Annotated in this window: 5 protein-coding genes and 1 pseudogene; 5 read left to right on the top strand and 1 reads right to left on the bottom strand. The window is 63.5% G+C overall.

All coding sequences use genetic code 11. The features are described 5' to 3' along the window. Window position 1: 1 nt before the first annotated feature. Window positions 2–2,355, bottom strand: a pseudogene (locus G4G28_RS00805) (Tex family protein). Between the two features lie 228 nt (window positions 2,356–2,583). Here G4G28_RS00805 and G4G28_RS00810 point away from each other — a divergent pair. The 5 genes from G4G28_RS00810 (at window position 2,584) to G4G28_RS00830 (ending at window position 13,844) form a co-directional block, all read left to right on the top strand. After that, on the top strand, window positions 2,584–5,700 hold the full coding sequence (locus tag G4G28_RS00810; RefSeq protein WP_182990483.1) for a DEAD/DEAH box helicase: 3,117 nt from the start codon (window positions 2,584–2,586) through the stop codon (window positions 5,698–5,700). Window positions 5,701–5,987: 287 nt separating this feature from the next. Next, a complete protein-coding gene (locus G4G28_RS00815; RefSeq protein ID WP_229507830.1) occupies window positions 5,988–7,193 on the top strand; it encodes a PAS domain-containing sensor histidine kinase in 1,206 nt (401 codons plus the stop codon). Then, on the top strand, window positions 7,190–7,870 hold the full coding sequence (locus tag G4G28_RS00820; protein WP_182990484.1) for a response regulator transcription factor: 681 nt from the start codon (window positions 7,190–7,192) through the stop codon (window positions 7,868–7,870). Before G4G28_RS00815 ends, G4G28_RS00820 begins: the two co-directional genes overlap by 4 nt. 244 nt (window positions 7,871–8,114) lie before the next feature. Beyond that, window positions 8,115–8,819, top strand: a complete 705-nt coding sequence (locus G4G28_RS00825; protein ID WP_182990485.1) for a transposase — start codon at window positions 8,115–8,117, stop codon at window positions 8,817–8,819. A gap of 303 nt (window positions 8,820–9,122) precedes the next feature. Then, window positions 9,123–13,844 carry a glutamate synthase-related protein gene (locus G4G28_RS00830; RefSeq protein WP_182991674.1) on the top strand — a complete coding sequence of 1,574 codons (4,722 nt, stop codon included), beginning with the start codon at window positions 9,123–9,125 and terminating at the stop codon, window positions 13,842–13,844. Window positions 13,845–13,921 lie beyond the last annotated feature (77 nt).

Here is a 13,921-nt window from a genome sequence, read left to right on the forward strand (position 1 = left end):
CTTACTTCTTCAGCTTGGCAAACGCCGCCGCCATCGCGCCGCTGCTCGGCGCCGGCGCCTCCGTTCCTGGCGCCCGTGCTGGGCCACGCGCTTGCGGTCCTCGCGGTCGCCGCGCTGCTGCGGCTGCGCGCCCGGCTGCGGCGCCGCGTCCGACAGGCGCATGGTCAGCGCGATGCGTTTTCTCTTCGGGTCGACTTCCAGCACTTTGACTTTCACGACCTGGCCCGCCTTGACCACCGTGTGCGGATCCTTGACGAAGGTGTTCGACAGCGCCGAGATGTGCACCAGGCCATCCTGGTGCACGCCGATATCGACGAAGGCGCCGAAGGCGGCCACGTTGGTGACCACGCCTTCGAGGATCATGTCCGGACGCAGGTCCGAAATGGCTTCCACGCCTTCCTTGAAGGTGGCGGTGGTGAACTCGGGCCGCGGGTCGCGCCCCGGCTTTTCCAGTTCCTTCAGGATGTCGCTCACGGTCGGCACGCCGAATGTCTCGTCCGCATATTTGGCCGGATTCAGGGTCTTGATCAGGGAAGTGTCGCCAATGACCGCCTTCATGTCGCGCTTGACGTCGGCCAGGATCTTTTCCACCACCGGGTAGGACTCAGGGTGAACCGCCGAGGCGTCGAGCGGATTTTCGCCGCCCACCACGCGCAGGAAGCCCGCCGCCTGCTCGAAGGTTTTATCTCCCAGGCGCGGTACCTTCTTGAGGGCTGCGCGCGAGGGGAAGGCGCCCTTCATGTCGCGGTAGCTGACGATGCTCTGGGCCACGCTGGAAGACAGGCCGGAGACGCGCGCCAGCAGCGGTGCCGAGGCCGTGTTCACGTCCACGCCCACCGCGTTCACGCAATCCTCGACGACGGCGTCGAGCGAGCGCGCCAATTGCGTTTGCGAGACGTCGTGCTGGTACTGGCCGACGCCGATCGATTTCGGGTCGATTTTCACCAGTTCCGCCAGCGGATCCTGCAGGCGCCGGGCAATCGACACCGCGCCGCGGATCGAGACGTCCAGATCCGGCAGTTCGCGCGACGCGAATTCCGAGGCCGAGTACACCGAGGCGCCCGCTTCGGAAACGACGATCTTCGTGAGCTTGAGTTCGGGTCTCGCCTTGATCAGGTCTTGCGCCAGTTTATCCGTCTCGCGCGAAGCGGTGCCGTTGCCGATCGAGATCAGCGACACATTGTGTTTGGCCGCCAGCTGGCCCAGCACGTGCAAGGAACCATCCCAGTCGTTCCGCGGCTGGTGCGGGTAGATCGTCGCGGTGTCGACCACCTTGCCGGTGGCATCCACCACGGCGACCTTCACGCCCGTGCGCAGGCCGGGATCGAGGCCCATGGTCGCGCGCTGGCCGGCCGGTGCCGCCAGCAGCAGGGATTTCAAATTGCGCGCAAACACCTGGATGGCATCGAGTTCGGCCTTTTCGCGCAGGGCGCCCATCAATTCCGTCTCGATGTACATGAAGCTTTTCACGCGCCAAGTCCAGCGCGCGGTGTCGAGCAGCCATTTGTCGGCCGGACGCCCGCCCGCGCTAATGCCGAAGCGCGCGGCGATGCGGCCTTCGCAGGGGTTCAGGGGCGCGTCCCACTTTGGCTTTTCCGCCTCGCTGTCCAGGCGCAGGGTGACGTCGAGGATGCCTTCGCGGCGTCCGCGCATCAGCGCCAGCGCCCGGTGCGAAGGGATGTTCGCCAGCGGCTCGGAATAATCGAAATAGTCGGCGAACTTCTCGCCTTCGTCCTGCTTGCCCTCGACGACTTTCGAGTCGACCACGCCATGCTCCTGCACGTATTCGCGCAGCGACTGCAGCAGGGTCGCGTCTTCGGCGAAACGCTCCATCAGGATCTGGCGCGCGCCGTCCAGGGCTGCCTTGGTGTCCGGTACGCCCGGATTGTTGACGCCGTCGGCATTCGTGAACGCCTCGCGCAGGTATTGCGCCGCCAGCGTTTCCGGGTTGAGCGTCGGGTCGGCCAGCAGCGCGTCGGCCAGCGGAGACAAGCCCGCTTCGACCGCGATCTGCGCCTTGGTGCGGCGCTTCTGTTTATAGGGCAGGTATAAATCTTCCAGGCGTGTCTTGTCCTCGGCCAGTGCGATCGCTTCGAGCAATGCCGGCGTCATCTTGTTCTGTTCGGTGATCGATTCGATGATCGCGGCGCGCCGGTCTTCCAGCTCGCGCAGGTAGCGCAGGCGCTCTTCCAGCAGGCGCAACTGGATGTCGTCGAGGCCGCCCGTGGCTTCCTTGCGGTAGCGCGCGATGAAGGGAACGGTGGCGCCTTCATCCAGCAGGGCGATGGCGGCGGCCACTTGCGCCGGCTTGGCGGCGAGCTCAATGGCGAGACGTTGTTCGATGGTAGGCAGCATGGGACAGCAATCCGTGGTGAGCGTGAGTCAGGCGGGCAATGATACGCAAACCGGCGCAATGCGCCAGTCTTGACAGCCACCCCTGAACATGCACCCATGCATCGTGGATGTGGTGAAATTTCATGCAGTAAAGATTTCTCGGCTACGTGCGATTCCGAACAAAACTGAAGTGCCCGTATGAGAGATAATGTCGTTTGTTGTTTTTTTTCATACAGACTCCAGAGACCCATGCACACAGTTGATTCCCCACGCGAACACGCGAGCGATGCCCCGGCACCGCGCGCGACGCCGGCACGCGCCCCTGCACTGCCCGCACCGGTGGCGACCTGGCTGCAACGGGTGGAGGCGGCTGCCCATCCGCAACCGAAGCTGACCATCGAAGTTGCCGATCCGAAGGCCACCCAGTACAAATTTGTGTACGTGATGGCGCCCACCAGTGGCGGTCGCCACGTCGCTGTCTGCCTGTGCAAGGCCAGGTTGCGCCCAAATGGCGAGGTGGCGGCGGCCAGCCCGGTCAACGAAGTGTTTTCGCTGCTGTCGGCACCGCCGGCCTATCTGGAGGGTGAAGACGAAGACCTGGTGCGTTTCTTCATCGCCATGCGCAGCGGTTCCTCGCAGAGCACCAGCGCCACCGAGCCGAAGGGCAAGGTTGGCGCCATCCTGCTCGAGATGCTGCTCGCGCAAGGAAAATTGTTGTGGGCGAACTCCTGGTCCGATATGGCCAATGGCCTCGTGTACCCGTTGCAGGCCGGGCCGACCCGGCAAGCCAACCTTGCTTGGCGCGACGAAGGCCGCGCGGTCAAGCTCGGCTGGTCGGTGGAGCCGGCCAATGGCGCCAATCACCCCGGCGCCGACCTGATCGACTACATGCTGCCGACCGATCCGCCCTGGTACATCGACAACCTGTCCTGCGGGCCCTTGTCCCTGAACCGTGGCGGCGTCGACATTTCCCTGGCCGAGCTGCAAGCCCTGGTGGCCCAAGCGCCTGTCCTCACCGGCAACGACAAGAAACGCGTCTCGCAATTGCTGCTGGCCCATGGCCTGCAAGCCTTGATGCCCTTGCCGCAGCCGCTGACCCAGCGCCTGCGCGACGACGTGCTGCCGCAGCCTTTCCTGATGCTCGATGCGGTGGCCCTGGCCGACAGCGGCAGCCAGCGCTGGCACGATTTCGCCGTGCTTTCGTTCGATTACGACGGCCAGCGGGTGTCTTTCGATCCGGCCCAGCGCGTGGTGCGCCAGATCGGCGACGTCACCGAAATCATCGAACGCCATGCCGCCGCGGAGGCGCAGGCGCTCGAGAAACTGACTGAACTCGGCTTCCGCAAGCCCGCCACCGCGCCCCTGAACGGTGTGGCTGGCGCCTTGCAGCTCGACAGCCAGGCGCACTGGCTGCGCTTTGCCGAAAACGACCTCGATGCCTTGCTCGATGCCGGCTGGCACCTGCAGAAATCGAACAAATACCGCTACGACGTGGTGCCGGTCGAGGACTGGTATGCCGAGATCGACGAACCCGAGGAAGCGGGCAAAGCCTGGTTCGAACTGGAACTGGGGATCATCGTCAATCGCCAGCGCGTGCCGCTGCTGCCGGTGCTGGTGCAACTCATCCGCAACGCGCCGCTCGAATTCGACCCGGCCGTGCTGGCCGCGCACGGCGAAACCGACCAGATGCTGGCTACGCTGCCGGAAGGCCTGCGCGTCGCCCTGCCGTGGGCGCGCGTGAAACCGATCCTGGCCACGCTGGGCGAACTGTATTTCAACGACAAGATCAAGAACCGCGTACGCCTGTCGACGCTCGACGCCAGCCGCCTGGAAGAACTGGCGCGCAGCGTCGAATTGCGCTGGTCCGGCGGCGAGCAACTGCGCGAAACCGGCCGCAAGCTGAGCCAGTTCGGCTCGGTGAAGAAGGTCGCTGCGCCCGCCGGCCTGCAGGCTACCCTGCGCGACTACCAGCTCGACGGCCTGTCGTGGATGCAGTTCCTGCGCGAATACGACCTGGCCGGCATCCTTGCCGACGACATGGGTCTCGGCAAAACCGTGCAGACGCTCGCCCATATCCTGACGGAAAAGGAAGCGGGCCGCCTGACGCACCCGGCTCTCGTCATCGCGCCGACCAGCCTGATGACCAACTGGCAGGAGGAAGCCGCCCGCTTCGCGCCGAGCCTGCGCGTATTGCTGCTGCAGGGCAAGGAACGGATGGACCTGTTCGACCAGATTGAACAAAGCGACATCGTGCTGACCACCTACGCGCTGCTGCCCCGCGACGAGGAAAAGCTGCGCGAGCACCATTACCACCTGGTGATCCTGGACGAATCGCACTACATCAAGAACACCCGCTCGAAGGCGGCGCAGACGGCCGGCTCGCTCAGTGCCAACCACCGCCTGTGCCTGACCGGCACGCCGCTGGAAAACCACCTGGGCGAATTGTGGTCGCAGTTCCATTTCCTGCTGCCGGGCCTGCTGGGCGAAGAAAAAGCCTTCAATACCCAGTTCCGCCACCCGATCGAGCGCCAGGACGACCCGGTGCGCCGCACCCTGTTGAATCGCCGCATTCGCCCCTTCCTGCTGCGTCGCACGAAAGACAATGTGGCCAAGGAATTGCCGGAGAAAACGGAAATGGTGCGCCGCGTGGAACTCACCGGCCCCCAGCGCGACCTGTACGAAACCGTGCGCCTGGCAATGGACAAGAAGGTGCGCGAGGAAATCGACCGCAAGGGCGTGGCGCGCAGCCAGATCGTCATTCTCGAAGCCTTGCTGAAACTGCGGCAAGTCTGCTGCGACCCGCGCCTGGTGAAAACCATGCCTTCCAAAAAGAACACGGCCGCGATATCCGCCAAGCTGACCGACCTGATGCAGATGGTTGACGATTTGCTGGAAGAAGGCCGCAAGATTCTTGTCTTCTCGCAGTTCACCAGCATGCTGGCGCTGATCGAGGAAGAACTGGCTGCGCGTGGCATCCGCTATGCCCTCCTCACCGGCGAAACGCGCGACCGTTCGGCGCAGGTGGCTGCCTTCCAGCAGGGTGCGGTGCCTATTTTCCTGATCAGCCTGAAAGCGGGCGGCGTCGGCCTGAACTTGACGGCCGCCGACACCGTCATCCACTACGACCCGTGGTGGAACCCGGCGGCGGAAAACCAGGCGACCGACCGTGCCTGGCGCATCGGCCAGGACAAGCCGGTGTTCGTCTATAAACTGATCGCGAAAGGCACGCTGGAAGAAAAAATCCAGCAGCTGCAGCAGAAAAAGTCGGAACTGGCGCAGTCGATCCTGGCCGAAGGCGAGTCGCAGAAGATGGCGCTCACCCAGGAAGACCTGCAAGCGATCTTCGCCCCGCTCGACGAGCAGTAGGCCACACGCGACGCAGTGCCCCGGCCGCCCGCCACGCCACCTTTTTCCCGGCCTTGTTGGCTGTTCCGGGACAGAAGGCGGCTGGCGGGCGGCGTGCATTTCGGGGCGCCGGATGGGTCCCGGCACGCTGCCATTTAACAACGTTTAACGTTTTGTAGTAATGTTCAATTTTAAGTAAATAATATTGCTGCAACGCCTGCCTATACAAAAAGCCGTTGCCAGCGATATACTCGTTGGCTGCAAGCATCCTGGGTAAGCCAGGTTTCCACATTTTTGGAAGGTATTGGATGAACCGCAGTGCCAGCATCGACTGTTCCGGCAATGCCGGTCCGCAACTGGCCGAGCAGTTCCGCGTCATCGCCGAGCTCGGCGGCGACATCGCCTTCAGCATCGATTGCGCCAGCGGTGAATTGCGCTACGTCAGCCCTGCGATCGAACAACTGCTCGGATACACCCCTGCCGAAGTCATCGCCGGCTTCATGCCGGACGCCCGTGGTCCGCTTGCCGGGCTGGTCGCCGGCTTGCCGGAACGGATGCGCCGCCTGCGTGCCGGCGACCGCAGCCGTTTGCGCCTGGTGCGCCAGACCGAGCTGCGCGGTCCGCACGGCTATCCGGTGCCGGTGGAGATCATCTCGTCGCTGCTGTGCGGCGATGACGGCGAACCGTCGGCCCTCGTCGGCCTGGTGCGCGACCTGTCGCCACGGCGCCTGCGCGAAGCCGAGCAGAAGCGCTTTGCCAGCATGCTCAACCACGAGTTCCGCACGCCGCTCTCGACCATCGACGGAGCGATCCAGCGCCTTGAGGCGACCGCGACCCATGCCGACGAATCCACCCGTGCCCGCTACCGCAAGATTGCCCTCGCCACCGATCGCCTGATCGCCATGCTCGACGACTATCTGTCGCCCGAGCGCATGGCAAGTATCGGCGCCGAGCGCCAGCCGACCTCGCTGGCACCAGGCGTGCTGCTGGAAGAAGGTGCGGCCCGGTGCGCGCCGCCGGACGCGTCGCCAGCATCCACACGGGGAACTGCCGGCCGCGCTGCGTTGCGAGCCGGAAGGCTTGCGCCTGGCCTGAAGAAGGTCCTGGTCGATAATGCGATTGCGTATTCGCCGCCGCTATCGACCGTCACCCTGTCCGGCCGCCTGGCCGCCAGCGGCATCGAACTGGCGGTGCGCGACCATGGCCCGGGCGTGCCGCCGGGCGAAGCCGAGCGCGTGTTCGAAAAGTTCTACCGCGGCAGCAACGCCGCCGGGTTGCCCGGCAGCGGGCTTGGCCTGTACATGGCGCGCTCGGTGGTCGAAGTCCATGGCGGCGTGCTCAGCCTCGTCAGCCCGCCGGGCGGCGGCGCCGAGTTCCGCATCTGGTTGCCGGTGGCGGCGTCCAGCCTCGCCGGCGCCAGGCAGCTTGCGCGGCAACAGCCGAGCAGTGATAATCCCGTGCGACCTGTCATTACGGACAGGGAAGCCAACACGAAGAACATGGCCACTCCATGACGCAGATACTGATTGTTGAAGACAATGGCGACTACGCCGGCGACATGGCCGAGTTCCTCCGCGAACTCGACCACGAAGTCACCATCGCCACGTCTGCCGGCGAAATGTGGGCCGCGCTGACCCGCACGCCGGCCGCCGTCGTCGTGCTCGACCTCGGCCTGCCGGATGAAGACGGTTTTACCGTGATTCCGCGCATGCGCCAGCTGTATCCCGAAATCGGTTTACTGGTACTGACCGGACGTGTCGCCTTCGATAACCGCATTCTCGGCTTGCAGCTGGGGGCCGATCACTATCTCACCAAGCCGATCAAGTTCCCCGAACTGGCCGCCCACATCGAGGCGCTGGGCCGGCGCGTGCGTCCGAGCGAACCGGCCCCGGCGCCCATCAAATGGACCTTGCGCGTGAGCGCGCGCCAGCTGGAACTGACCGGCAAGGTGATCGACCTGACCGAAAAGGAATTCAATTTCCTGCACCTGCTGACCATCAACACCCGCCCGGTTCCGCGCGCGACGATCGTCGCCGGCATGGGCGGCGACGACCCGGACGCCAGCCGCCGCGTCGACATGCTGGTGTATCGCCTGCGCAAGAAGGCGCGTACCGTGCTGGGCGAAGATTTGCCGCTGCGCAGTGCGTATGGAGAAGGGTATAGCTTGTCGGCGGGGTTTACGCTGGCGTAGTTGCTTTGCAGTTGTAGGGTGGGCTCTCGAGCCCACGCGGTATAGGACTATTGCATGCGAGGGACTTGGCAACCACCCCGATGCGCGAACGTTGGACAGCGTGGGCACGAGTGCCTCGCCGGCCGCGCCCACCCTACAAAATCGGGACAGAGTCGTATCTGATCCCGGGCCGTGCCAAATCAATTGGGGACACAGCCGCACGAGCGCGCTAGAATAGGCAAATCCGCCTATATCGATCCTCATCATGGCCCGCCAACCTCGCCTCATCCTCCCGAAACAGCCCCACCATATCGTCCAGCGCGGCAATAACTCACAGGCCGTGTTCCGCGAACCCGAGGATTACGAACGTTTTCTCGGCTGGCTGAAGGAAGCGGCGAAGTTCTACCGCGTCGCCATCCACGCCTATGCCCTGCTGCCGAACCACGTGCACCTGCTGGCCACGCCCGACGACGAGGCAGGTCTGGCGGCCATGATGCAAAAGCTCGGCCGCTTCTATGTTCCCTGGTTCAATAACAAATACGCCCGCACCGGCGGCCTGTTCGAAGGCCGTTTCCGTACCGCCGTGGTCGATACCGACCGTCATTTCCTGATGTGTAGCCGTTTTATCGAGCTGGCGCCGGTGCGCGAAGGCGAGGTGGCCGACCCGGCCTTTCACGCCTGGTCGAGCTATGCGCATCACGCCGGGCTGCGTCCAAGCGAGGTCGTTACGGACCACGCCCTGTTCTGGAGACTGGGCAATACGCCCTTCCAGCGCGAAGCAGCCTATATCGACCTGGTCGGGCAGGGCATTGCCGCGGACGAGCTGGAACAGATCGCCGGCGCCGTGCGCAAGGGCCAGCCGCTCGGCTCGCACGCCTTCAAACTCGAGCTCGAGCGCAAGAGCGGGCGCCGCATCCTGCCCGCCAAGCGTGGACGACCCTTCAAGGTCCAGCCGCCGCTCTCCCTGTAAAGATCACTGCCGCGCTGCAGCGCAGCGCGTAGCGTCCGCCCGCATCTGCCGTCCGCCAGTTCAGCACAGGGGAAACGACGAAAAAGCGGGCTCGCAATTTCCTGCCGCCGAGCTCCGCCAAAAATGAATTTTCGCTGTCGAGAGGGCGTCTGTTTCGCTGCTTTCCGACCTGTCCCCAATTGGATGTTCACGATCCAAGTCAGCAGTTAATTCTACTCCGACCCCTATTGTTGTTCTTGCCGTCTCTGTTGCGTTGCACTATTCTCGGCTTTCAACCCCTGAAAAAGCTGTGGAGAGATGCGCATGATTGCCCAAGGTTTATACGATCCCGCCAATGAACACGACGCCTGTGGTGTCGGCTTCATCGCCCATATCAAGGGCAACAAAAGCCATTCCATCATCGACCAGGGTTTATTGATCCTGAAAAACCTGGACCACCGCGGTGCCGTCGGCGCCGATCCGCTGATGGGCGACGGTGCCGGCATCCTGATCCAGATTCCCGACGAATACTTCCGCGACGAGATGGCAAAGCAGGGCGTGGAGCTGCCGCCGCCCGGCGAATACGGCGTCGGCATGGTGTTCCTGCCGAAGGAACACGCCTCGCGCATCGCCTGCGAACAGGAAATCGAACGCGCCGTGCGCATCGAGGGCCAGGTCGTGCTCGGCTGGCGCAACGTGCCGGTCGACGACAGCATGCCGATGTCGCCGCGCGTGCGCGCCAAGGAACCGGTGATCCGCCAGATTTTCATCGGCCGCGGCCCCGACATCATGGTGACCGATGCGCTGGAACGGAAGCTGTACGTGATCCGCAAGTCCTCCGGCCACGCGATTCAGGCGCTGAAACTCCTGCACGGCAAGGAATTCTTCGTGCCCTCGATGTCGGCGCGCACGATCGTCTATAAAGGCCTGCTGCTGGCCGACCAGGTTGGCGTCTATTACAAGGATCTGCAGGATCCGCGCTGTGTCTCGGCCCTGGCACTGGTGCACCAGCGTTTTTCGACGAACACTTTTCCGGAATGGCCGCTGGCCCACCCCTACCGCCTGATCGCGCATAACGGCGAGATCAACACCGTCAAGGGCAATTTCAACTGGACCCGCGCGCGCGAAGGGATGATGAAGTCCGCCGTGCTCGGCGACGACCTGCATAAACTCTTCCCGCTGATTTACGAAGGCCAGTCCGATACCGCCTGCTTCGACAATGCGCTCGAATTGCTGGTCATGGCCGGTTATCCGATCGCCCAGGCGATGATGATCATGATTCCCGAAGCCTGGGAAAACCATACGTCCATGGACGACAACCGCAAGGCATTCTATGAATACCATGCGGCGATGATGGAGCCCTGGGACGGCCCGGCCGCGATGGCATTTACCGACGGGCGCCATATTGGCGGCACGCTGGACCGCAACGGCCTGCGTCCGGCGCGCTATGTCGTCACCGAAGACGACCTGGTCATCATGGCGTCCGAATCGGGCGTGTTGCCGATTCCGGAATCGCGCATCGTCAAGAAATGGCGTCTGCAGCCAGGGAAAATGTTCCTGATCGACCTCGAAGCGGGCCGCATCATCGACGATAAGGAATTGAAAGACACCTATTCCAACGCCAAGCCGTATAAAGCCTGGATCAAGTCGGTGCGCATCAAGCTCGGCGAAATCAAGCTGTCCGAGTCGCAGTTGGCGCAGGGCCGGGTAAAAGACCAGCCGGCACAGGGCGACAAGGCCGCCATTTCGCTGCTCGACCGCCAGCAGGCCTTCGGTTATACACAGGAAGACCTGAAATTCCTGATGGCGCCGATGGCGGTACTGGCCGAAGAGGCAACCGGTTCGATGGGCAACGATTCGCCCCTGGCCGTGATGTCGAACAAGCTCAAACCTTTGTATAACTACTTTAAACAGTTGTTTGCACAGGTAACGAATCCGCCGATCGACCCGATCCGCGAAAGCATGGTGATGTCGCTGGTCTCCTTCATCGGACCAAAGCCAAATTTGCTCGACACGAACAACGTCAACCCGCCGATGCGCCTGGAAGTGTCGCAGCCGGTGCTCGGTTTCGACGACATGGCGCGCCTGCGCGCGATCAGCCTGCACACCGGTGGCAAATTCAAATCCTACGAACTGAATATCTGCTACCCGACCGCCTGGGGCAAAGAGGGTATCGAAGCCTCGCTCGCCTCGCTGTGCGCGGAAGCGGTCGACGCCGTGAAATCCGGCCACAACATCCTGATCGTGTCTGACCGCGCACTGTCCGGCGAACGGGTCGCGATTCCCGCGCTGCTGGCCACCTCCACCATCCACCAGCACCTGGTGGCACGCGGCCTGCGCGCCTCGACCGGCCTGGTGGTGGAAACCGGTTCGGCGCGCGAAACCCACCATTTCGCGCTGCTGGCAGGGTATGGCGCCGAAGCCGTGCACCCCTATCTGGCGCTGGAAACCCTGGTCGACCTGGCCCAGCACCTGCCGCACCCGATGGAGCCAGCCACCGCGACCTATAACTACACCAAGGCGATCGGCAAGGGCTTGCTGAAGGTGATGTCGAAAATGGGTATCTCGACTTATATGTCGTATTGCGGCGCGCAGATTTTCGAAGCCGTCGGCCTGAACAAGTCGCTGGTCGACAAATACTTCCGCGGCACTTCGTCCACCGTCGAGGGCATTGGCCTGTTTGAAGTGGCGGAAGAAGCGCTGCGCCTGCACCAGCTGGCCTTCGGTAACGATCCACTGCTGGCCCATGCCCTCGACACCGGCGGCGAATACGCCTTCCGCGTGCGCGGCGAAGACCATATGTGGACGCCGGACGCGATCGCGAAACTGCAGCATTCGACGCGTGCCAACAATTTCAGCACCTATAAGGAATATGCCCAGCTGATCAACGACCAGAGCCGCCGCCACCTGACGCTGCGCGGCCTGTTCGAATTCAGGATCGATCCGAGCAAAGCGATTCCCCTCGGTGAAGTCGAGCCGGCGAAGGAAATCGTCAAGCGTTTCGTGACCGGCGCGATGTCGCTCGGTTCGATTTCGACGGAAGCGCACGCGACGCTGGCAATCGCCATGAACCGCATCGGCGGCAAGAGCAATACGGGCGAGGGCGGCGAAGATCCGCGCCGCTACCTGAACGAATTCAAGGGCATCAAGATCAGCAAGGGCGAGACCCTGGCTTCGGTATTGGGATCGGATCGCGTCGCGGTGGACATTCCTCTGGAAGACGGCGATTCGCTGCGCTCGAAAATCAAGCAGGTAGCATCGGGCCGTTTCGGCGTGACCGCCGAATACCTGAACGCGGCCGATCAAATCCAGATCAAGATGGCGCAGGGTGCGAAACCGGGCGAAGGCGGCCAGCTGCCGGGCCACAAAGTATCGGAATACATCGCGTCCTTGCGTTTCTCGGTACCGGGTGTCGGCCTGATCTCTCCGCCGCCGCACCACGATATTTATTCGATCGAAGACCTGGCGCAGCTGATCCACGATCTGAAAAATGCGAATCCGAACGCCTCGATTTCCGTGAAGCTGGTGTCGGAAGTGGGCATCGGTACCGTGGCCGCGGGCGTGTCGAAGGCCAAGGCCGACCACGTGGTGGTGGCCGGTCACGACGGCGGCACGGGCGCTTCGCCGCTGTCGTCGGTGAAGCATGCCGGCACGCCATGGGAGCTGGGTCTTGCCGAGACGCAGCAAACCCTGGTGCTGAACGGCTTGCGCAGCCGCATCCGCGTGCAGGCCGACGGACAAATGAAGACGGGGCGCGATGTGGTGATTGCCGCCATGCTGGGCGCCGACGAGATCGGTTTTGCGACGGCGCCGCTGGTGGTGGAAGGCTGCATCATGATGCGCAAGTGCCACCTGAACACTTGCCCGGTCGGCGTCGCCACGCAAGACCCAGTGTTGCGCGCGAAGTTCCAGGGGAAACCGGAACACGTGGTGAATTACTTCTTCTTTGTCGCCGAAGAGGCGCGCCAGTTGATGGCGCAGCTGGGCATCCGCACCTATGAGGAACTGATCGGCCGCGCCGACCTGCTCGACAAATCGCAGGCGATCGGCCACTGGAAGGCGCAGGGTCTGGATTTCAGCAACATCTTCTACCAGCCGAAGAGCGATGCGCCACATAACCTGTTCCACAGCGACGCCCAGGACCACGGCCTCGACCGCGCGCTCGACCATAAGCTGATCGCGCAGGCCAAGGCGGCGCTGGAGAAGGGCGAACGCGTCTCCTTCATTTCGCCGGTGAAAAACGTGAACCGCACGGTGGGTACCATGCTCTCGGGTGAGGTGGCCAAGCGCTACGGTCATGCCGGGCTGCCCGACGACACCATCCACATCCAGCTGCAGGGTACGGCCGGGCAATCGGCGGCGGCCTTCCTGGCGGCCGGCATCACGCTCGACCTGGTGGGAGAGGGTAATGACTACGTCGCCAAGGGCTTGTCGGGCGGGCGCGTGATCGTGCGTCCGAACACCGAGTTCCGCGGCTGGGCGGTGGACAACATCATCGTCGGCAACACCGTGCTGTACGGCGCGATTTCCGGCGAAGCCTTCATCAATGGCGTGGCCGGCGAACGCTTCGCCGTGCGCAATTCGGGCGCCACGGCCGTCGTCGAGGGCCTGGGTGACCATGGCTGCGAGTACATGACTGGCGGCACCGTGGTCGTGCTGGGCGAAACCGGGCGCAATTTCGCAGCGGGCATGTCCGGCGGCGTCGCCTATGTCTACGATCCGAAGGACGAGTTCGCCGGCCGCTGCAACACGACCATGGTCAACCTCGAGCGTGTGGCGTCGACCAAGGAACAGTCGGATGTGTCGAGCTGGCACAGCGCCACCCGCAACGGCGCACGCGAATCGGACGAAGCGATCCTGCGCCGCCTGATCGAGCGTCACTTCAAGTACACGGGCAGCACCCGCGCACGCAACCTGCTCGACGACTGGGCCAACAGCCGCGGCAAGTTCGTCAAGGTCTTCCCGACCGACTACAAGCGCGCGCTGGAAGAAATGCACAACAGCAGCATGGAAGAAGCGAACGACAAGGTCGAGCTCGCGGCGTAAACGTATGCGCATACCGTAGGGTGGGCGGCTTTGCCGCCCACGCGTTCAACGATCGCATGCTGTACTGCGCAAATGAT

This window comes from Massilia sp. Dwa41.01b (genome assembly GCF_014171775.1).
Taxonomy (GTDB): domain Bacteria; phylum Pseudomonadota; class Gammaproteobacteria; order Burkholderiales; family Burkholderiaceae_D; genus Telluria.

Coding starts and splice junctions, on each gene's coding strand:
- G4G28_RS00830 (WP_182991674.1), top strand. CDS start 9,123: ATGATTGCCCAAGGTTTATACGATCCCGCCAATGAACACGACGCCTGT.
- G4G28_RS00815 (WP_229507830.1), top strand. CDS start 5,988: ATGAACCGCAGTGCCAGCATCGACTGTTCCGGCAATGCCGGTCCGCAA.
- G4G28_RS00825 (WP_182990485.1), top strand. CDS start 8,115: ATGGCCCGCCAACCTCGCCTCATCCTCCCGAAACAGCCCCACCATATC.
- G4G28_RS00810 (WP_182990483.1), top strand. CDS start 2,584: ATGCACACAGTTGATTCCCCACGCGAACACGCGAGCGATGCCCCGGCA.
- G4G28_RS00820 (WP_182990484.1), top strand. CDS start 7,190: ATGACGCAGATACTGATTGTTGAAGACAATGGCGACTACGCCGGCGAC.